Source organism: Aquabacterium sp., assembly GCF_034003525.1.
GTDB lineage: Bacteria > Pseudomonadota > Gammaproteobacteria > Burkholderiales > Burkholderiaceae_C > Aquabacterium.
In genome coordinates this window covers 1-19067 of sequence record NZ_JAVEYN010000025.1, presented here as the reverse complement: position 1 = coordinate 19067, position 19067 = coordinate 1, and the positions used below count along the sequence as shown (strand labels likewise).

Sequence of the window (19067 nt, the reverse complement as noted above, 5' to 3'; positions counted from 1 at the left end):
GCATGCACGCCGCTGACACCCCTTACGCCGACCTCACGCCTGACCTCGTCCTCGACACCCTGGAGGCCTTCGGTCAGGCCGTGGACGGGCGGCTGCTGCAGCTGAACTCCTACGAGAACCGCGTCTTCCAGGTCGGCCTGGACGATGGCCGCTTTGTGGTGGCCAAGTTCTACCGCCCCGGCCGCTGGAGCGACGCGCAGATCCTGGAGGAGCACACGTTCACGCAGGCCCTGGCCGACGCCGAGGTGCCCGCGGTGCCCCCGCTCACCCTGACGGACACTGGCACCGAAGGTGCGCAGCTGCTGGGCACGCCCCCGACCCTGGGCGCCTTCCGGGGACACCGCGTGGCCGTCGCCCCCCGTCGAGGCGGCCGCGCCCCCGAACTCGAAGACCCGGACGTGCTGCGCTGGCTCGGGCGCTTTCTGGCCCGGCTGCACACCGTCGGTGCCGAACAAGCCTTCGTCCACCGCCTGCGCCTGGACGTGGACCAGACCGGGCGCAGCGCCCGCGACTGGCTGGTGTCGCACGACATCCTGCCGCCCGACCAGGCGCCCCGCTGGCTGAGCGCAGCCGACCATGCCCTCGACCTGGCGCAGGCTGCCTTCGACCGCATCCCCGACCTGCGTTACCGCCGCGTGCACGGCGACTGCCACCCCGGCAACGTGCTGTGGACCCCGGACGGTCCGCACTTCGTGGACCTGGACGACGCCTGCATGGCTCCGGCCGTACAGGATTTCTGGATGCTGCTGAGCGGCAACGAAGCCGACCGCCGCGGCCAGCTCGACGCCCTGCTCGACGGCTACGAGACCGTGGCCGAGTTTGACTGGCGCGAGCTGCGCCTGATCGAGCCCCTGCGCACATTGCGCATCCTGCACCACAGCGCCTGGCTGGCGCGCCGTTGGGCCGACCCGGCCTTCCCCGCCGCCTTCCCCTGGTTTGGCAGCGGCAACTACTGGCAACAGCAAACCGATCTGCTGCACCAGCAAATCGAGCTGCTGCAGGCCCCCACCGACCAACCGGCCTGGCTGTCCTGAGCCCACCGCCCCGGCAGCGCCCGTGACATAGTCCCGCGGCGCGCCATCCTCCCAACACGCGCGGCGGCGAGCCCGGTGTAAGGTGAGCGCTTGAGTCAACAGGAGATTTCTGGATGAGTGCGGCAACTGCCCGATCCGACAGCAACCGCAGCGTGTGGACCCTGATCCTGGGTGGCGCCGCCTTGATCGCCACGCTGGCTTTGGGCACCTGGAGCTGGCAGAAGTACGCCTCGCCACCGGATGAAGTGGTGCGTCCCGTCCCCATCTACCTGAGCATCGACAAGATCGAGTCCAAGATGTCCGACGGCAGCGTGCTGGCCTTCAAGTTTGGCCTGCAGCTCAAGGACCCCAAGGACCAGCAAGTACTGGGCCCCTACGCCCCGGCCTTTCGCAGCATGGTCGCCAACCTGACCACGGAGTTGACCTACCAGGACCTCGCCGCCCCGGGCAGCATGACCGAGATGGGGGGCTACATCGAGTACACGCTCAACGACTACCTGACACAAAAGGGCCTGCCCCAGCGGATCCAGGGTGTGCTGTTTGAAGACTGGCTTCTGCTGATGTGATGCAGCGGGTTCAGCCTTTGGCGCTGACCGTCACCTTGGTTTTGCGGGCGACCGGCTTGCTGCGCGTCTTCGCCGCGGCACTCTTGCGCGACAGGCGGCGACTGATGTCGTCGGAATCAATCCAGTAGTCTGCGCCCTTGAGGATGCGGTCCACCTCGTCGTCGGTCAGGAAGGGGGTACAGATGCGCCGCATGACCTTCTCGAACCAGCGACCCACCGCGGCGATCTCGGCCTGCTGCTCGTTGCCCTTGCCCGCAAAGATGCCGGAATAGGTGTGGAACATGAGCTGGCAGTTGTCATGCACGAACAGCTCGTCACCACTCAGGAAGATCAGTGCCGCCATCGAGTAAGCGCGCGCCTCCAGTATCGTGACCACCCGGGCGCTGGAGGCCGCGATGTTGTTGATGATCTGCAGGCCCGTGTTGAAGTCTCCGCCCGGCGAGTTCAGGTGCAGGTAGATCAGATCGGTTTCGCTGGCCGTGCGCAGCGTGTAGAACAGCTCGGTGTAGTACTGCGGCTCTTTCAGCTCACCACAGATGTAATACGACACCTGCCGCACGGGCACCTGACGCTCGTAGCGCAGCAGGCCCTGGAACGGCACGATGTCGCCGTTGCTGTCATCTTCATCTTCACGTCGGGTGGAAACTGGCAAGGTGCAATCCTCCATAGAACGGAATGGCCATTATCCGCAGTTCGGCTCCCCAACCGGTGGGTCAACCAGGACAATGGTCTGGCGGCCTGCCTCCTTGGCACGGTACATGGCCGAATCCGCCTGCTGCAGCAAGCGGTCTTCGCTGCCGGTCTCGCTGTGGAACAAGACCAGGCCAATGCTGGCGCCGCACACATGCGTCACCGTCTGCACAATGCCGTCGTCTTGAGGCAAGGTCAGGTGATAGGGCTCGGACAAGGTGAGCAACACCTTGTCGGCCACGCCGCGTGCCTGAGCCAGCGAGGTCGGCCGGTCTTCGTGCAGATCGGCCAGCATCACGACAAACTCGTCCCCCCCAAAGCGGGCCACGGTGTCGGTTTCGCGCACGCAACGCAGCAGGCGCTGCGCTACCTGGATCAGCACGAGGTCGCCGGCCGCATGCCCGTGGGCATCGTTCACAGGCTTGAAGTGGTCCAGGTCCAGGAACATCAGCGCACCGTAGCGTGGCTCGCGCTTGTGGCTGGCCAGCGCCTGCTTGAGCCGGTCACGCATCAGCACCCGGTTGGGCAGCTGCGTCAGGCTGTCGTGATAGGCCAGGGAGCGGATCTGGTTTTCCATCTCGACTCGGTCCTGGATGTCGGTGAGGAAGTTGAGCGTGGCCGGACGCCCCTCCCACTCAAACTGCGTGCCGCTGATCTCAAACCAGCGCAGGCCGCGGTCGTGGGTGAGCACGCGCAAGGGGTACTTCAAGCCATGCGCCAGGCCCTGCACACGCAAGCGGTAGGACTCCAGCACCTTGGCGCGGTCATCTTCGTGCACGAACAGCAGCAGGTCCTGGCCCAGCACATCCTCGGCGGTGTAGCCCAGCGAGGACAGCAACATCGGGTTGGCAAACTGCACCCGCCCGCTCTGTGCCACCACAATGCCCTCGCAGGCGTTCTCCACCAGCAGGCGGTAGTTGTGGTTGCTGAGGAACAGGGCCTTCGCCAGCCGCTCTTCACTCATCAGCACCACGCCCAGCACCAGCAAGGACATGCCCACCAGGGCCGCCATGATGGTGAGCGATTGCACGAGGCTGGAGTCACCGAACGACAAGGCGGGGTGAGGCGCACTGAGCGCACCGTAGAGCCGCAAAGCGAAAATCAGCAACACCAGGCTCACGCCGCTCAGCGTGATGAAGCGGCCACGGCCAGGCAGGGCTGGGTGGGGTCGCCACAGCAGCCACCCCAGGCAGACGCACAGTCCACCGTAGACCACGCTACCCATGGACACGCGCAGCGCCAGGTGGGACGGAGATTGCAGGAAGGCGTAGATCAATGGCAGCGCCACGACGGGCGCCCACCACCACCAACGCCGCTCCTGTACCTCGCGGAGGTCGAGGAAGATCTTGACGAGCACGGCCAGCGAAGCCAGCAAGGCCGCATTGCCCAGCACCACCGGCAGGAAAGGCGGGGCTTTGCCGGTCTGGGCAAAGCACACATACGCCACGCCATGCAAGGCCATGGACAGGGCGCACCACAGCAGGTCCTTCTTGCGGGGCCAGGCCACACAGGCCAGAGCCACGGCCCAAGCAAAGCTGAGGATGATCACCACCAGCAAAAGCGTTGGGGCGTGCATGCCGGTCATGAAAGCTGGCTCCAGGCCCACACGCTCACCACCGCGATGCACACCAGATCGAGCGCGCCGCCTGCACGCAGCATGTCGGCCTGCGGCACCCGACCCGTGCCGAACACCAGGGCGTTGGGAGGCGTGGCCACCGGCAAGGCAAAACCGCAGGAAGCGGCCAGCGCGACGGCGATCACCAGCACGTCCTGCGGCAGACCCATGCGCGCTGCAATGGCGGCGAAAACGGGGATCAGCAGGGCCGCGGCCGCCGTGTTGCTGGCGAACTCGCTGAGCAGCACCATGAAGGCACACACCGCCAGCAGCATCCAGACGGGGTTGCTGCCTTCCAAGCCTTGCGCCACCTGGGTCCCCAGCACCTGCGAGGCACCGGAGGCACCCAGCAACTCACCCAGCGCCAACCCGCCACCGAACAGGATCAGCACGCCCCAATCGGTCTGCTCGGACAACTGCGTCCACGAGGCCAGCCCCAGCCACACCACGGCCACCAGGGCCGCGAGGGCGAAAAAGGTGTCGGGACTCTGGATGCCCAGGGCCTGCAAACGAGGGCCACCGAGCGTCCAGCCCAGGGCCGTGAGGGCGAACACCATGAGGGTGAGCACGCGGCTTCGGGTCCAGGGGATCACCTCGGCTTCGAGGGGGATGCGCTGATGGAGCCGGGGCCGCAGCACCAACCACAGCGTCAGCACCATCAGTGGCATCAGGACGCCGACCAGGGGCAGGCCAATGCGCAACCAGCCCGCGAAGTCCACCCCGGCCGCACGGGCCGCCAGGGCATTGGGCGGCGAACCCACCAAGGTGCCCAGCCCGCCCAGGCTGGCCGCGTAGGCCACACCCAGCAACACGAAGGTGTGGGTGCGGCGGTCACGTTCCGGGTCGACGGCCCGCAACACACCCATCGTCAGTGGCAACATCATGGCCGCCGTGGCCGTGTTGCTGATGCCCATGGACAGGAGCGCGGTGGCCGCAAACAGCAGGCCCACGGCCGCGCCCAGGTGACCGCGCGACAGCGCCAGCAAGGCCACCGCCATCTTGCGGTCGAGTTGCTGCACCCGCAGGGCAGCCGCCAGCGCGAAACCGCCCAGGAACAGAAACACGATGGGGTCGGCAAACGGCGCCAGAGCCTTTTGCGTGGTCAAGCCATCAAAGCCCAGCAGCAAGGCGCCCAGGGGCACCAGCAAGGCCACCACCGCCAGGGGCAAGGCCTCGGTCAGCCAGAGCACCCCGATGAAAACAGTGAGGCCAAGGCTCTTGCGAACCTCGGCCTCAAAAGGCAGCCGCGCATACAGCACGGCTGATACCGCCAGCGCCCCCAGCATGATGACCGCTGAGCGCACGCTGGCACGGTCCATCAGAAGGTCTCCCAGTCCTGATCGTCCACCACAGCCGCTGCCTTGGCGGCAGCCGGACGTGCGGGAGCCGGGGCCGATGCGGCCTGCGGTTTCGCCGGGGCCTTGGCCTGCGGTGCCGTCACGGCAACCGGATCGACCTTCGCCGCCACAGGCGTCGAAGCCGCAGCCGCCGAGCGCACGGCGGGCGCAGCCGGCACCGCGGACGAGGCGCGTACGGCAGGCTTGTGGAGCTTGGGCGCCGACAGCGCCGAGTTGGCCGGCGTGGCAACGCCGCCATTGACCTTGAACAGCGACACCACCTCGCCGAGCTTGCGGGCCTGCTCGCTCAGGGCGCTGGCGGCAGCAGCCGACTCTTCCACCAAGGCGGCGTTCTGCTGCGTCATCTGGTCGAGGTTGCCCACGGCCTGATTGACCTGGCTGATGCCCTGCTGCTGCTCGCTCGCGGCCGCCGAGATCTCGGCGATCAGATCACCAACACGCTGCACACCCATCACGATGTCTTGCATGGCCGAGCCCGCTTCGGTCACCTGTTGCGAGCCGGACTCGACACTCTCGACCGAGCGCTGGATCAGGGTCTTGATCTCCTTGGCGGCTTCGGCGCTGCGGTGCGCCAGACTGCGCACTTCGCTGGCCACCACCGCAAATCCACGACCTTGCTCACCGGCGCGAGCGGCTTCCACGGCCGCGTTCAAGGCCAGGATGTTGGTCTGGAAGGCAATGCCGTCGATGACACCGATGATGTCGGAGATGCGGCGCGAGCTGTCCGAGATGTGCTGCATGCTGGTGACCACATTGCCCATGACCTCGCCACCACGCGTAGCCGCCTGGGTGGCGTTCAGCGCGAGCTGGTTGGCCTGGCGAGCTGTCTCGGCCGACTGGGTCACGTTGCTGGTCAACTGCTCCATGCTGGCGGCGGTCTCTTCCAGGTTGGCTGCAGTCTGTTCGGTGCGAGCAGACAGGTCCTGGTTGCCATTGGCAATCTCGGTCGACGCGGTCGACACGGAATCCACCCCCGCGCGCACCTCCGAGACGAGGCTGCGCAGGCGCTCGCTCATCTGAACGAAGGCCTTGAGCAGGTCACCGAACTCGTCGTGACGATGGGAGTGCAGGTTTTGCGTCAGATCGCCCTCGCTGATGGACTTGGCCACGGCGATGGTCTGCTGCAAGGGATGAACGATGGAGCGGATCAGGAGCAGCGTCAGGCTCACGGCCACCGCCAGCAAGAAGGCCGCGGCGATCAGGCCCATGATGGCGGCCTTGCGGCGCGCAGCGTGCATGACCTCGACCGCCTCGTCGCGGTCCTTCTCCTGCAGCTTGACGAATTCGTTGAGCGCGCTCAACAGCTGACTGGCGGCCGGGCCGAACTGCTCTTGGGTGAACTTCAGCATGGCAGCACTGTCACCCGTCGCCTTGACCTCAGGAACCTGCTTGAGCAAAGCCACGGCTGTGGCACGAGCTTGCGCCACCTTCTCGTAGGCCTGCTTGTCAGCGTCAGTGACCAGGCTCTCACGAACAGCTTGCTGGATCTCGGTGATGTTCGCCGAATTGGCCGCCGAGCGTTCGCCCAGGAGCTTGTAGGCGGCCTCGTCTGGCACGTTGATCGCGGCGGTGGTCCGCTCGATCACCACCTCGGTCAAGCCCTGCCAGCGCAAGGCGCGGGTGATGGCGGCCTCATTGGCCTCCACCTCTTCCAGCGCCGTGATCATGGCCACGCTCGCTCGGTTCTGGGTGAAGGCGGCGACCGCCAACATCACGATCAGCAAACCCATGATGGTGCCCCAGAGCTTGGGGGCCACCCGAATGTCGTCCAGCTTCATCTTGTGATTCCGTTCTACGTTCAACTCAAGTGATTCAATTTACCGGAACGGCCAATCGGTGGAGCGAACGGACGCGGAAATAGTGCAAGGTCGTGCAAGACATCGCACCTCGCAGTCGGTCAACGTGGCGAAAGTGCACAGCTTGCGCCGCATGTCAGCACGCAGCGCGACGCACTTTACTTCTTGGCGTAAGGAGTCAGCACCCGACAGGTGACGGCAAACGGCACCCGATAGGCCTCGAACCATTGCGCGACCGCCATCCAGGTGAGCTCGCCACGCTCCAGCAACAGCAAGGCCCGGTCAATCATTCGACGCATCTCGTGTCGATAGCGTTGCTCTGTCATGTTTCACCCCGATTGATTTAATTTGTAGGCCAAATATAGCCAGATTCAGGCAGATGCCAAAGCCTTGCCTCCGGTGCTGGCATCGGTCCAGCCCGTGCGTGCGCGATACTCGGCCTTCCTGGTCGCTTGACCAGATCACCTTATCGGAGCCCCCCATGACCAAACACCGCAGCCGTCGCCAACGCAAGAAACTGCACGTCGGCGAATTTCAAGAATTCGGCATTGCGTTTAAAGCCAAACTGAAAGAAGGCGCCCGCGAGGAGCTCTTCGTGGACGCTCTTCTGGACGAGTTGATCGAACCCAAAGGCCTGGAATTTGGCGGCTGGGCCAACGGCGGCTTCATCACCAAGGCCGTGCGCGGCAGCGTCTCGCTCGAAGACCGCACCACCCTGATCGACTGGCTGCGTGCCCGCTCCGACGTGGCCTCGGCCCGCGTCAGCGATCTGGTCGATGTCTGGTACACCGACTTCGTGACGGACGACGTCATGACGCCTGTGGTCGGCTGACGATGGCGAGGGCCGTCTGAGTCCTCGCTTTTGACGCCACACCTTTACATGCGAATGATTCTCGTTTATTATTCTTCGCATGTTGCCGCAATATGAAGTCTCCCCCGCCCTGAGCGCGCATGCGCAGCACAGGCCCACCTGCGGCCATGCCGACGCGATCGGGGCCCTCGCCAGCGGTCGAATCTCCAGCAGTGTCCTGCTCAGCCAGCGACGCATGCTGGAGATCGTGCACGAGGGGTGCATTTATCAGCTGCGGCTGACATCCAATGGAAAACTCATCCTGACCAAGTAAACCCGCCACCAGCCAGCCGTCGCCAGCCAGTGTCAAACCCAGAAGTGAAACACGATGCTGCGATTGACGCCGATTGCTCTGGCCCTGAGCGCCATGGCCCTGCCCGTCTGGGCTCAAACTCCTCCGAATGACGCCCCCCAAGAGGCGGTGACCCTGCCGGCGGTGAAAGTCACGGCCTCGTCGGCCAACCCGAACGCCGAACTGCCCCAGCCCTACGCGGGCGGCCAAGTGGCCCAAGGCGCGCGCCTGGGCGCCCTGGGCAACCAGGATGTGCTGGACACCCCGTTCAACATCACCAGCTACACGGCGGAGTTGATCCAGAGCCAGCAGGCCCGCACGCTGGCCGAGGTCCTGGGCAATGACCCCTCGGCACGCTTCACCACCTCCAGCGGCCACCAGTACGAGAACTTCCGGCTGCGTGGCTTCGATGTCCACGCCAGCGACGTGGCGCTCAACGGCCTGTTCGGCCTGGCCCCCCTGGGCCATGTGCCACTCGAATTCGTGGAGCGCGTGGAGGTGCTCAAAGGCCCGAGCGCCTTGTTCAGCGGCATGGCGCCCAGCGGCGGCGTCGGGGGCGTCATCAACCTGGCGCTCAAGCGCGCGGGGGAGGAGCCCCTCAACCGCCTGTCGGTCGGGCTGCAAGAGGGCCAAGGGTTCACCAGCGCCGACATTGCCCGCCGCTTCGGCGAACACCAGGAATGGGGGCTGCGCGTCAATGGCGCCTACAGCGACGGTGAAACCGCCCTGGATGGCCAATCCAAGAAGCGCGAGCTGCTGTCGGCCGCACTGGACTACCGTCATCGTGGCCTGAGCGCATCGCTGGATGCGTACACCGTCCGGGAGTCGTTCAAGGATGGCTCGCCGGCGATGTTCTGGTTCGCCACCACCGATATTCCGGATGCACCCGACGCCGGCATCAACCAGTTCCCAACCGGTCAGGGCCAGTTGGACAGCCAGGCCGTGATCGCACGGGCCGAGTACGCCTTCAACCGCCACCTCACAGGCTTTGCCAGCGTGGGGATGCTGAACCAGGACTACACCGGCTTCCTCTCCGGCACCCATGTGCGCCAGCTCAACGCCGCAGGCACCAGCACTGCCACGCGAACCTATGGCCAGCGCGGCTACACCGATGGCACCAGTGCCGAGGCCGGCCTGCGCGCGCACTTCGCAACGGGCCCGGTGCGCCACGAATTGGTACTGCACGCGACCCAGCTGGATCAGGAGTCAGGCTCGGCCTCCAACAGCTCGAGTGCCTACACGACGAGCATCTACCAGCCCACGGTGCAGGCCATGCCCGCCTTGCCGACCACCGCCCCCAAGACCAGCGAGAACACCTTGTCGAGCCTGGCCCTGGTGGACACCTTGTCGTTCCTGGATGATGCCGTGCGCCTCACCCTGGGCCTGCGCGATCAACGGGTGAAGACCGACAACTTCAATGCCAGCGGCGCGGTGACATCCTCGTATGACAAACGTGTCGTGACGCCGGCGGTGGCCCTGGTGGTCAAGCCATGGGGGCCCGATGTGTCCCTGTACGCAAACCGGGTGGAGGGCCTGAGCAAGGGAGATGCTGTCTCGACGCCCACGTATGCGTTCAACAAGGTGTTCGCACCGTATAAGACCCAGCAAATGGAAGTGGGGGCGAAGTGGAACGCGGGCACCTTCGCCCACACAGCCAGTGCTTTCGAGATCACCAAGCCGATGCTGATCACCCTCAGTGGCAATGTGCCGTCCGATGGGGGCGAAAAGCGGGTGCGGGGTGTGGAGTGGAGCACCTTTGGTGAGGTGCTGCCTCAAGTTCGCCTGCTCGGGGGTGTCGCCTACAGCCAGGGCGAGCAGACCAAGACCGCCAACAACCAGTTCAATGGCAAGACCGCTGTGGGCGTGCCGCGCTGGCAAGGCAACCTCGGTGCCGAGTGGGATACGTCCTGGGTCCCAGGTCTGACACTGAGCACCCGCCTGCAAGCCACCTCCAGCCAGTACCTGGATGCGGCCAACACGATGCGCATTCCTGGCTGGGCCCAGGTCGATGCAGGCGCTGCCTATACCACCCGCCTGGATGGCCGCAAGCTGGTGCTGCGCCTGAACGTGGCCAACCTGTTCGATCGCCACTACTACTCGGGCAGCTTCAGCGACACCACGCCGATTGCCACGCTGGGACAGGCGCGCACGGTCACCGCATCGGCCACCATGGACTTCTGACCCATGGCACGCTTGACCTCAATGCTGTGCCAGGGCAGCCTGGCACTGGCCACCGTCTGGCTGCCCACCTGGGCCGCCACCCCAGAGGCGGGCTCTGCCACGCCCGCCTCGCCTGTCGACAAGGCTGATCCACCGGCCTGGAGCCCGGTCTTGATCCCTGCGACACAGAAGTTGGATGTGCGCGCCACGGGATCGGGGCACCGCTACCGCATCTTCCTGTCGGTGCCGCCCGGCCCGGTCCCACCCCAGGGCCACCCTGTGTTGTACGTGCTCGACGGCAACGCCGCCTTCCCCGTCGCGGCGTTCCTCAGTCGGGGCGCTGCGCGGCGCACCGAGGTCACCGGCCTGTCTGCGCCGGTGGTGGTGGGCATCGGCTACCCAGGTGACAGCGATTTCCATGTACCCGAGCGCCGACGCGACTACACCGTGGGGGCCAGCCAAGCCGGTGCCACGGCCACGGAGGGGCGCGCCGATGCGTTTCTCGATTTCATCGAGCGCGACCTGAAACCACGGATCACGGCGCAATACCGCATCGACCCTGCACGGCAAGCCCTCTTCGGCCACTCCTTCGGCGGCCTGCTTGTGCTGCATGCCCTGTTCACACGGCCCCACAGCTTCAGCACCTACCTGGCCTCCAGCCCATCCATCTGGTGGAACGACAAGCAGGTGCTACAGGGGCTACCGGCCTTGCAACAGCGGTCTGCCCAACCGCGACCGAGGGTGCAGGTGAGCGTGGGGGCGCTGGAAGATGAGCCTCCCAAGGGCAAGTACACGCCAGAGATGCTGGCCTGGCACGCCGCACGCCCCATGGTGTCCGAAGCCCGCAGCGTGGCCACCCGGCTGCGCGGCCTGCCCGGCTGGGCAGATCGGGTCGTCTACCACGAGTTCGCCGGCGAGGAGCATGGCCCGGTGTGGCTCCCCGCCCTGTCCCGTGGCATGCAGTACTTTCTGGAGCAGCCATGAAGGCCCCGGTCCTGCTGGCCTGGGGCTTGACCTGGGCGGGGTGCGCCTGCCTTTACCTGAGTTCCCCCCACCAGCGCTGGCGCGCTACACCCTGGCCGGCCCGTCCGGCTCGGGCTGCCGGGGCCGCGCTGCTGCTGCTCGGCCTGCTGCTCTTCGGCCGGGGCATGCACGCCACCGCAGCCACCTTCTCCTTCGTCACCTGCGTGATGCTGACCTGCACCCTGCTCCCCTACCTCGGGGTGCTCCTGAGCCTACGCCGGGCCACCTGACATGAGCCACCTCAAACCACCCCCCATTCAGCGCGACTGGGTGTCAAAGACGCTGGCCGGCACCCTGTTGGGTTTCACCTTGGCCATTGCCTGCAGCGGCGTGTTCGCCCACCTCACCCACAGCATCCCCATGGCCACACGTGCCCAGTTGGCCATGTGGATGGTGGCGCCCATCTGGCTGGGCACCCTCAGCGGCGTGTATGCCTTTGCCAGCGGCCCGCGTGCCTGGCTGTGGCTGAGTGGTGCCAACCTGGTGGCATTCGGCAGCCTGGGCCTGCTGCGCCTGTCTCAACCCTGAAGCCTGCCACCATGCGCGCCGACATCATCCGCATCTACAAAGCGGTCCACACCTGGACCGGCATCCTCACCGGCATGGCGCTGTTCATCGCGTTCTATGCCGGCGCCCTGACCGTCTTCAAGGAACCGCTCACCCGTTGGGCCTCTGCGCCCCAGCCGGTGCCCACGGTTCCCCTGAGCGATGCCCAGACGCTGATCACGCAAACCCTGAGCGCGCATCCGGCCGCGTCGAAGGACTTCACGATCCACCTGCGCGAGGACGAAGACATCGCAGCCCGCATGGGCTGGCGGGTACGCCCCCTGGGGGGCGACGACCACGACGAATCCACCGTGCGCCACTACGTGGCCACCCTCGATGCCCAAGGCGCCGCGCAGGTCCACGAGACACAGCCAGCAGGCCTGGCCGGCTTCCTGGACACACTGCACCGTGTGGTGGGCCTGCCCGTGGACAGCGACCCCAACCGCTGGTTCATGGGCGTGGTGGCCTCGCTGTACGCCCTGGCGCTCGTCTCTGGCGTGGTGGTGCTGGTGCCCTCGCTGGTCAAGGACTTCTTTGCGCTGCGCGTGGGCAAGAACCTCAAGCGCATGTGGCTGGACGCGCACAACGTGGTCGGCATCGTCTCCCTGCCTTTCCACGTGGTCATGGCGCTGTCGGCGGTGATCTTCGCCTTCCACGATGGCATCTATGCGGTACAAGACCAGGTGGTCCACGACGGCCAGCGCACCGGCGCGTTCCAGGGCACGAGACCCGGCGCCACAGCGCCCCCCGCACGCGACCTGGCCACCATGTTGCCCCCGATGACCTTGGTGGCACGCGCACAAGCGCTCTCACCCGGCTTTGAAGCGCACAGCCTGCAGTACCAGAACGTGAGCGGCCCGCGCGCCGTGGTGCGTGTGTGGGGCAAGGATGCCGCCGCGGTGTCACCGCGGGCACGAGGCGGCTTTGTGGCGCTGGACCCGTACAGCGGACGGGTGATGAACCGTGACTACCTGCCCGGCCACCAGGACACGCCCAACCTGTTCGTGAGCAGCTTCTTTGCACTGCACATGGCAGCCTTTGGTGGCCCCCCCGTCCAGTGGCTCTATTTCTTGCTGGGCTTGGCGGGAGCCTGGCTGTTCTACAGCGGCAACCTGTTGTGGATCGAAACGCGACGCCGCAAGACACCACGGGGCAGCCATGACACCCCCATTCAGCGGCGGGACACGCACTGGATGGCATCGGCCACCGTGGGCATCTGCCTGGGCTGCATGTGCGGCATCTCGCTCACCATCGTCGGGGCCAAGTGGCTGCATGCCCATGTCACCGACCTGTATGCCTGGCACCAGATCCTGTACTACACGACCTTCTTCGCCTGCATTGCTTGGGCGTTCTGGCGCGGCGCGGCACAAGCGGCCGTGCACCTGCTGTGGCTGGCTGCGGCCCTGACCTTGGCCATTCCACTGACCAGCCTGCTGGCCTGGGTCATGCCTTCTTTGGGCATGTGGACACACACCTCGCTCACCGCCCTGGGGGTGGACGCCACCGCCCTCGCTGGGGCCCTGGGCTTTGCGTGGATGGCCCGCGCCACCGCCCGCCGTGTGCATACCGGCGCCACCGACAGCGTGTGGTCAGGACATTCGTCACACACATCGACCGCCACCGAATCGCCAACCGCCACGCTGACCACTCAGACTGCTTCAAGGAGGACTCATGTGTGATCAATGCTCCCATACGGGCCCTGCCTCGGCAGGATCCCGTCGTCGTCGCCTGTGGGATTTGCCCAGCCAGTGCCACTGCCCCGTCATCGGTGTGTGCTTTTTGCTGCCTGAGTTACGCCAACTGGTGAGCAAGGCGCTGGGCGCCCCGGTTGCCGCCGACGACTACGAAATCCACGTGGGCACCGTGGCCCAGTGCCAGCATCGCCATCGACTGACGGAGCTGCTTCAGAAAGACCTGGAAACCCGCTACACCCGTACCATTCAAACGTTCAAGGCCGCCCGCAGCACCGAGGCCCTGGCCGAGCGGTGGTCACAGGCCACAAAGCACGGTGAAGTGCCAGCGGCCTTCTGGGCCACCTTGACCCACCCGCGCTGCGATGCCGCCCTGCAAGAGCAGGTGCTCCGCGATATGCACATGCTGCAGCACCAGGCGGGCGCCGCGGAACGTGTCGACACCGTTCGCTTTCAGGAACTGATGAGGGAGCACGGCGTGCTCGCCCGCGAACTGGGCAAGGTCCAGGAGCGCTGCACCCGCGTGATCACCGAGAAGTGCGCCGAGATCGAGCAACAAGGTGCCGAACTGATGCGGCTGCGAGCCCATGGCATCAGCCAGGAAACCCGCATCGCCTGCCTGCTGCAGGAAATAGAGGCGCTGAAAGCGTCTCTGCCTGATTACGAGAACACCACCCGCCTGCTCAAGAAGCTGGAACAACTCAGCGCACGGCAGTCCGAGCTGGAAACCTACAACGCCCACCTGCGCCAACAACTCCATGAGGCGCACAGCGCGCTGAAGCAGCGTGACACCGAACCGGCATCACCCGCCCTCACGCTGCCACTGCCTGCGGTGGTGGCCGAGCTGCCCGTCACCGTGCACCTGCGGCAAAAGAACGTGCTGTGCGTCGGCGGTCGGCTCGGCAACGTGACGAACTACCGAGAGGTGATCGAGCAGGCTGGCGGACGCTTCGCCCACCACGATGGCGGTGTGGAGGACAGGCACAGCGCCTTGGAAAGCAGCCTGGCGGCGGCCGACCTGGTCATCTGTCAGACCGGGTGCATCAGCCACAACGCCTATTGGCGTGTGAAGGACTTCTGCAAGCGCACGGGCAAGCAATGCGTGTTTGTGGAGAACGCTAGCACCTCGTCCTTGGTACGATCGGTTCAGCAGATCGCTGAGAACGAACAAGCCTGGCCCGCACCGGCCACCTCCGAACGCTGAAATCAGCCTTGCCAGCGGCGCACCCGGCCGGTGTCGAGATGCAGGAATTGCTCAGAGGGATAGTACCCGACGCCACCCGCCTGCAGCGACAGGGCCACATCGCGCAGCTCGCTGAGCGGGACCCCGGGCAGGCGAATGTCGATGGCTTTGCCATCCATGTGCAGGCTGCGTCGCGCAACACCACCGCTGCGCGTGGTGCGCAGCGTCTCATTGGTGGTGGGGCAGCGGTAGCCAGAAATCACCTCGAACGATTGCGAAACACCCAGCTCCAGGCGGACCCGGTGCAACAGGTCGAACAAGTTCGGATCGATCACCCCCACATCACCGGTGTAGTGGTCGCGCAGGAAATGGTTCAACGAGGCCAGGGCATCGGGCACGTACTGTTCGCCCTGCGCATACACCAGGTCCAGTTGCTCGCCAGTGTGGGTGTGGTCCAGTGCCAGACTGCGCACGTCCGATTCCGTCGCCAGGGCGGGTGTCGGCACCAGAGGCGCGGCGATGCCAGCCACCGCCAGCTGCGCAGTGCGGCGGATGAACAGTCGACGGGCAGGATGTGACAGCGACACAGGCATCTCAGAGGGGCAAAACCAAATTTTATTCTGCTGCCATTTTCGGCTGATGCCTTGGGGTCAATCCCGCGGAGCGCTCGCGCAGCGCCTGGTCCAGCATCGCATCATGCCCGTACAGGTCGGGATAGAAAAAGACCCGGCCGCCCTTGATGACCACCGTGCTGTACGCGATCAGCACCCGCAGTGGCTGCTTCAGCCGCAACGTGCGGGACTCCCCTTTGGTCATCGCCTCCTGGATGCGCTCCACCGTCCATTCCGGCTCGTCTTTCAACACAAACTGGGCCAGCGAGACGGGCTCCTGAACGCGGATGCAACCGTGGCTGTAATCGCGCCGCTCACGCTCAAACAGCTGTGGTGCCGGGGTGTGGTGCAGGTAGATGTTGTCGTGATTGGGGAAGACAAACTTGATGTCACCCAGCGCGTTCTGTGGGCCGGGCCGCTGCCGGATGCGCCATCCACCCTGAAGGACCGCCTCCAGATGCGCTGGCGCCACGGTGGTGACCACCTGGCCACTCGGTGTCACAAACTCGAAGCCCTGCTCCCGAAAATAACCGGGGTCGCGCCGGATCTTGGGCACTGTTTCGGCACGCGCGATCGATGGCGGCACGTTCCAGTAAGGACTGAACTCGATGAAGCGCATGTCGGCATCGAACAGGGGCGTGTGGGTGTCCAGCGCCTTGCCCACGATGACCCTCATCGTCAACTGGACGCTCACTTGCTCATCTCGGACCTCGTACGCACGCAGAACGAACTCCGGCACGTTCACCACGATCATGCGCGGCGCGTTCAACAGCGGGGTCCAGCGCAACCGCTCCAGAGACAGCTCAATCTGCCGCACGCGCTCGGCCGGTGGCACGTTCAGTTGCTGCAGTGTGGCCCGCCCCAGCACGCCATCGGGCGCCAGGCCGTGGCGCTCCTGAAAGGCCTGCAAGGCCGACAGCAGCACCCCTTCGAAACGCTCGGGCACGGGCGTCCCGACGGGCAGGTCGCCCAGGGCTTCCAGGCGCTGCGCCAGCAGCGTCAGGCCCACATAGGCTTGCCCCGACTCCAGCTTGCGGCGCGGCAAGGGCGGCAGCGGCGTCTGCCAAGCGGGATGATCGACCAGCGCGCGGTACTGGGCCAGCGCCTGGCGCAACTCGGCGTACATCGGCAATCGGGGCGCCAGGTCGCGCAGGGCCTGGGACAGGTTGCCGGCGAACATGGCGTCGAGCAAGAAGGCTTTTGCGTCAAATGGCGCACGCAGGGGCACTGCAAAGTTGGCGTGAATCTGGCGAGGGTCGACCCGTCCATTGCGCAGGTCCGTCAGGTACTGCTGGAGCGCCGAGGTCAGCGTGGCATCCAGCGCCTCCGATTCCACGTCGGACAGCACCGCCCCTTGTTGGGCCGCAGTCAACTGCGCATCCAGCAAGGCAGCCTGGTAGTCACCGGGGTTCAGGCCCTCATGGGCCGACGACAACAGAGTGTCCACCGCCTGCCTGGCTTCGGCCGTCGGTCGTCCGGCGTTGAACCAGATCTGCGCCTCATCGGCCAGGGCCGGCCCCGCCACCGAGGCGACGACCAGCAGGAGAGATCGAACCCACTTCGACAACATCGTCAGCATCCACTCCAAGTCAAAAGTGCTCGATCGAGAGCGATCATTGGATTTGTGGCTCGTTTCTTGGCATCGCCATGATCAGCGTCGCCCCATCAAGGGTGATCGACCAATTTTGCTTTGCTCCGATTTCAGCTTTGCTGGCGCAGAGAATCCCTCAAAGGCATCCCCGGCGCGCCATTCACCCACGGCGTAAACACGTTGATCGCGCAGACCCTGCACCCCCTCGGACCAAGCCATCAAGATGCGTTTGCCGATGTCATTGAATCCGGCGTGCAAAACCATGGCTTCTCGAACGTCCTTCCCCACATCCGCCACAGCGTCACTGATCGCTTCCACCATCTGGGCCTGCTCCTTGGGCTGAATGCCAAAGGTCAGCGCGATGAACTTCTGCAGGTTCTTCCCCGGCGCCCAGGTCTTCTTGCCCATGAACTCAATGCCAGGCGGGTTGTGCTGAAAGCCCGCATACACGCTGGTGGTCAGCATGTCGTAGGCAGGCGAGAGGTGCACATCAGCCCGGCTTGTGTACAGCAGCGCCAGGTTCTTGGCATGACAATCGGCGTTGCGTAAGGCATAGGTCAACAGCAAGGTGGTGGCCAGTTGTCGGAAGGTGTCTAACCTGCGCTCTACAGGCACGTGGTCACGCACAGCCTTGGCAATGCGCACCCAGGTGGTGTCGTACTTCGCGGCAGGCCTCAAGCCCAGCAGCGAGCAAAAGTCTTCCATTCCCCAGTGCGGCTGGCCCTGCTCGTCCACATCGAAGCGGTGCACCACCAGTGCCTGCCCGTCGTCTGACACTTCCGTCTTGGCCGTGGGCATGACCCTTGAGGCCACCTGCATGCACAGGTGCTCGTTCAAGGCCACAAAAGGTAATTGCTTGCTGGAGCCCTTGATGATGTGTCGCCGGGTGATCAGGCTGGCTTTCTTGTGCGCGGCCAACGGCGAGGCTAACTGCTGAGGCTCTTCAGCCTCATCCAGAAACTTGGGCACCACACCTGACACGCCACTGGTGGCATGCTGACGAACCAGCTCGGCAAAGGCCTCTTCTGAGTTGTCCCCCTTCAGCAATGAGGCCACCTCGATGGGCTTGGCGGGCTGGTTCAGCTCTGCACCTGTGGCAGCCACCTGGATGCGGCCGACCATGTTGCGGCCGATGACGGACAGCAAGGCGATGGGGCTTGCACCAATGTGCGGACCAAACTGCTCTTGCAGCACCTGCAGCAGATAGCCCTCGGGCAGGTTCATCTGCAGCACCGGCGGCAGTTGGTCATCCCACACATAGGACTCGGTTCGCACCGGCATCGTGAGGGATACAAAGTCGTCAGGCGCGGTGTTGGCGTGATAGCTCAGGATGCTCTTGAAGTCGCCCGATTGCTCCAGCACGGCCACATCGCGACCCATGACGTAGACCGAGAGCTTCATGCTTGGTTGCGCTCACGGCGCAGTTCGTCCAGCGTGCCAGCCTGCCCGGTGGGGATGATGTTGAGCTCCATGCCCAGCACGGCCAATACGGCCAGCAGCTTGCGGGCGCCAAACTCGGCACCGCGCCCCCGTTCGAAACGGGACAGGGATTCAGGTGTGATGCCAGCCTGCTCGGCGACCACCTGCTGGCGCAGTTTCAATGCCTTGCGACGCTCGGCAACGGCTTCACCTAGCTCTTGGAGGGTTTGCATTTGATATTTATATCAAAATTATGCAGGGGCGCATAATTTTTTGACATAGAAATCAAACGTTGAGGAGTGGTAGGCCGTGTTGGACTTGAACCAACGACCAAAGGATTATGAGTTGGCCAGACACGGTGTGTACCTAGCATAGTGTACCGGAAGGAACCGTAGCCTAAAAGAGCTGAAAGTATTTTGGTGACAGTAACTTAGCGAAGTTTTCCGGAATCGGTCAAAGCTGATGGTTGTACCGCTGGTGTACCGAGAACGTCGGTACACCTAGTGTTGAAGCTTGGTATGCGTCCGGTGAAGTCATCTTGAGATCAAACGCGTGACCCGCAACGATAGTGTCCACCAAGGAGATTAGTGGACACTATGCAAAGCACGCCAACGAAGCGCACGCGTCGATATCACCCGCCGG

Annotated in this window: 19 protein-coding genes; 10 read left to right on the top strand and 9 right to left on the bottom strand. The window is 64.9% G+C overall.

Going from position 1 to position 19067, the window contains the following annotated elements; translation table 11 throughout:
* Window positions 1-2 precede the first annotated feature (2 nt).
* Together RBT42_RS13475 and RBT42_RS13470 are read left to right on the top strand one after the other, a co-directional pair.
* Window positions 3-1034, top strand: coding sequence for a serine/threonine protein kinase (locus RBT42_RS13475; RefSeq protein WP_320365976.1), 1032 nt, complete (start codon window positions 3-5; stop codon window positions 1032-1034).
* A gap of 113 nt (window positions 1035-1147) precedes the next feature.
* Window positions 1148-1600, top strand: coding sequence for a hypothetical protein (locus tag RBT42_RS13470; RefSeq protein WP_320365975.1), 453 nt, complete (start codon window positions 1148-1150; stop codon window positions 1598-1600).
* Window positions 1601-1610: 10 nt separating this feature from the next.
* On the opposite strand, the gene RBT42_RS13465 is transcribed toward RBT42_RS13470, so the two are convergent.
* From RBT42_RS13465 to RBT42_RS13445, 5 genes are all read right to left on the bottom strand, one after another.
* The gene (locus tag RBT42_RS13465; RefSeq protein ID WP_320365973.1) at window positions 1611-2252 is read right to left on the bottom strand and encodes a Clp protease ClpP; all 642 of its coding nucleotides are present in this window, start codon (window positions 2250-2252) and stop codon (window positions 1611-1613) included.
* A 30-nt stretch (window positions 2253-2282) separates the two neighbouring features.
* Window positions 2283-3875, bottom strand: a complete 1593-nt coding sequence (locus RBT42_RS13460; RefSeq protein ID WP_320365970.1) for a sensor domain-containing diguanylate cyclase — start codon at window positions 3873-3875, stop codon at window positions 2283-2285.
* Complete coding sequence (locus RBT42_RS13455) at window positions 3872-5224, bottom strand: DASS family sodium-coupled anion symporter (protein ID WP_320365968.1); 1353 nt, start codon at window positions 5222-5224, stop codon at window positions 3872-3874. The genes RBT42_RS13460 and RBT42_RS13455 overlap by 4 nt, the downstream gene beginning before the upstream one ends.
* Window positions 5224-7041: a methyl-accepting chemotaxis protein gene (locus RBT42_RS13450; protein ID WP_320365966.1), complete on the bottom strand. Its 1818-nt coding sequence runs from the start codon at window positions 7039-7041 to the stop codon at window positions 5224-5226. Before RBT42_RS13450 ends, RBT42_RS13455 begins: the two co-directional genes overlap by 1 nt.
* Before the next feature lie 176 nt (window positions 7042-7217).
* On the bottom strand, window positions 7218-7358 hold the full coding sequence (locus RBT42_RS13445; RefSeq protein WP_320365965.1) for a hypothetical protein: 141 nt from the start codon (window positions 7356-7358) through the stop codon (window positions 7218-7220).
* A 182-nt stretch (window positions 7359-7540) separates the two neighbouring features.
* On the opposite strand from RBT42_RS13445, the gene RBT42_RS13440 reads away from it, so the two are divergent.
* The 8 genes from RBT42_RS13440 (at window position 7541) to RBT42_RS13405 (ending at window position 14825) form a co-directional block, all read left to right on the top strand.
* The gene (locus RBT42_RS13440) at window positions 7541-7891 is read left to right on the top strand and encodes a YggL family protein (RefSeq protein ID WP_320365963.1); all 351 of its coding nucleotides are present in this window, start codon (window positions 7541-7543) and stop codon (window positions 7889-7891) included.
* A gap of 79 nt (window positions 7892-7970) precedes the next feature.
* Window positions 7971-8183 (top strand): hemin uptake protein HemP, encoded by a 213-nt coding sequence (gene hemP, locus RBT42_RS13435; protein ID WP_320365961.1) that lies wholly within the window; start codon window positions 7971-7973, stop codon window positions 8181-8183.
* A 54-nt stretch (window positions 8184-8237) separates the two neighbouring features.
* Window positions 8238-10382: a TonB-dependent siderophore receptor gene (locus tag RBT42_RS13430; RefSeq protein WP_320365959.1), complete on the top strand. Its 2145-nt coding sequence runs from the start codon at window positions 8238-8240 to the stop codon at window positions 10380-10382.
* A gap of 3 nt (window positions 10383-10385) precedes the next feature.
* Window positions 10386-11345 carry an alpha/beta hydrolase gene (locus RBT42_RS13425; protein WP_320365958.1) on the top strand — a complete coding sequence of 320 codons (960 nt, stop codon included), beginning with the start codon at window positions 10386-10388 and terminating at the stop codon, window positions 11343-11345.
* Window positions 11342-11614 carry a hypothetical protein gene (locus RBT42_RS13420; protein ID WP_320365954.1) on the top strand — a complete coding sequence of 91 codons (273 nt, stop codon included), beginning with the start codon at window positions 11342-11344 and terminating at the stop codon, window positions 11612-11614. The genes RBT42_RS13425 and RBT42_RS13420 overlap by 4 nt, the downstream gene beginning before the upstream one ends.
* A gap of 1 nt (window position 11615) precedes the next feature.
* Window positions 11616-11912: a hypothetical protein gene (locus RBT42_RS13415; protein WP_320365952.1), complete on the top strand. Its 297-nt coding sequence runs from the start codon at window positions 11616-11618 to the stop codon at window positions 11910-11912.
* Between the two features lie 11 nt (window positions 11913-11923).
* Window positions 11924-13609, top strand: coding sequence for a PepSY-associated TM helix domain-containing protein (locus tag RBT42_RS13410; protein WP_320365950.1), 1686 nt, complete (start codon window positions 11924-11926; stop codon window positions 13607-13609).
* Window positions 13602-14825 carry a DUF2325 domain-containing protein gene (locus tag RBT42_RS13405; RefSeq protein WP_320365947.1) on the top strand — a complete coding sequence of 408 codons (1224 nt, stop codon included), beginning with the start codon at window positions 13602-13604 and terminating at the stop codon, window positions 14823-14825. The genes RBT42_RS13410 and RBT42_RS13405 overlap by 8 nt, the downstream gene beginning before the upstream one ends.
* Before the next feature lie 2 nt (window positions 14826-14827).
* On the opposite strand, the gene RBT42_RS13400 is transcribed toward RBT42_RS13405, so the two are convergent.
* From RBT42_RS13400 to RBT42_RS13385, 4 genes are all read right to left on the bottom strand, one after another.
* The gene (locus tag RBT42_RS13400; RefSeq protein ID WP_320365945.1) at window positions 14828-15397 is read right to left on the bottom strand and encodes a YcbK family protein; all 570 of its coding nucleotides are present in this window, start codon (window positions 15395-15397) and stop codon (window positions 14828-14830) included.
* A gap of 22 nt (window positions 15398-15419) precedes the next feature.
* Window positions 15420-16994 (bottom strand): L,D-transpeptidase family protein, encoded by a 1575-nt coding sequence (locus tag RBT42_RS13395; protein ID WP_320365943.1) that lies wholly within the window; start codon window positions 16992-16994, stop codon window positions 15420-15422.
* A 72-nt stretch (window positions 16995-17066) separates the two neighbouring features.
* Window positions 17067-18407 (bottom strand): type II toxin-antitoxin system HipA family toxin, encoded by a 1341-nt coding sequence (locus RBT42_RS13390; protein WP_320365941.1) that lies wholly within the window; start codon window positions 18405-18407, stop codon window positions 17067-17069.
* Entirely contained in the window at window positions 18404-18658 is a 255-nt protein-coding gene (locus RBT42_RS13385) for a helix-turn-helix domain-containing protein (RefSeq protein ID WP_320365939.1), read from the bottom strand. Before RBT42_RS13385 ends, RBT42_RS13390 begins: the two co-directional genes overlap by 4 nt.
* Window positions 18659-19067 lie beyond the last annotated feature (409 nt).

Coding starts and splice junctions, on each gene's coding strand:
- RBT42_RS13475 (WP_320365976.1), top strand. CDS start 3: ATGCACGCCGCTGACACCCCTTACGCCGACCTCACGCCTGACCTCGTC.
- RBT42_RS13450 (WP_320365966.1), bottom strand. CDS start 7,041: ATGAAGCTGGACGACATTCGGGTGGCCCCCAAGCTCTGGGGCACCATC.
- hemP (WP_320365961.1), top strand. CDS start 7,971: ATGTTGCCGCAATATGAAGTCTCCCCCGCCCTGAGCGCGCATGCGCAG.
- RBT42_RS13430 (WP_320365959.1), top strand. CDS start 8,238: ATGCTGCGATTGACGCCGATTGCTCTGGCCCTGAGCGCCATGGCCCTG.
- RBT42_RS13425 (WP_320365958.1), top strand. CDS start 10,386: ATGGCACGCTTGACCTCAATGCTGTGCCAGGGCAGCCTGGCACTGGCC.
- RBT42_RS13420 (WP_320365954.1), top strand. CDS start 11,342: ATGAAGGCCCCGGTCCTGCTGGCCTGGGGCTTGACCTGGGCGGGGTGC.
- RBT42_RS13395 (WP_320365943.1), bottom strand. CDS start 16,994: ATGCTGACGATGTTGTCGAAGTGGGTTCGATCTCTCCTGCTGGTCGTC.
- RBT42_RS13440 (WP_320365963.1), top strand. CDS start 7,541: ATGACCAAACACCGCAGCCGTCGCCAACGCAAGAAACTGCACGTCGGC.
- RBT42_RS13460 (WP_320365970.1), bottom strand. CDS start 3,875: ATGACCGGCATGCACGCCCCAACGCTTTTGCTGGTGGTGATCATCCTC.
- RBT42_RS13410 (WP_320365950.1), top strand. CDS start 11,924: ATGCGCGCCGACATCATCCGCATCTACAAAGCGGTCCACACCTGGACC.
- RBT42_RS13455 (WP_320365968.1), bottom strand. CDS start 5,224: ATGGACCGTGCCAGCGTGCGCTCAGCGGTCATCATGCTGGGGGCGCTG.
- RBT42_RS13400 (WP_320365945.1), bottom strand. CDS start 15,397: ATGCCTGTGTCGCTGTCACATCCTGCCCGTCGACTGTTCATCCGCCGC.
- RBT42_RS13470 (WP_320365975.1), top strand. CDS start 1,148: ATGAGTGCGGCAACTGCCCGATCCGACAGCAACCGCAGCGTGTGGACC.
- RBT42_RS13405 (WP_320365947.1), top strand. CDS start 13,602: ATGTGTGATCAATGCTCCCATACGGGCCCTGCCTCGGCAGGATCCCGT.
- RBT42_RS13385 (WP_320365939.1), bottom strand. CDS start 18,658: ATGCAAACCCTCCAAGAGCTAGGTGAAGCCGTTGCCGAGCGTCGCAAG.
- RBT42_RS13390 (WP_320365941.1), bottom strand. CDS start 18,407: ATGAAGCTCTCGGTCTACGTCATGGGTCGCGATGTGGCCGTGCTGGAG.
- RBT42_RS13415 (WP_320365952.1), top strand. CDS start 11,616: ATGAGCCACCTCAAACCACCCCCCATTCAGCGCGACTGGGTGTCAAAG.
- RBT42_RS13445 (WP_320365965.1), bottom strand. CDS start 7,358: ATGCGTCGAATGATTGACCGGGCCTTGCTGTTGCTGGAGCGTGGCGAG.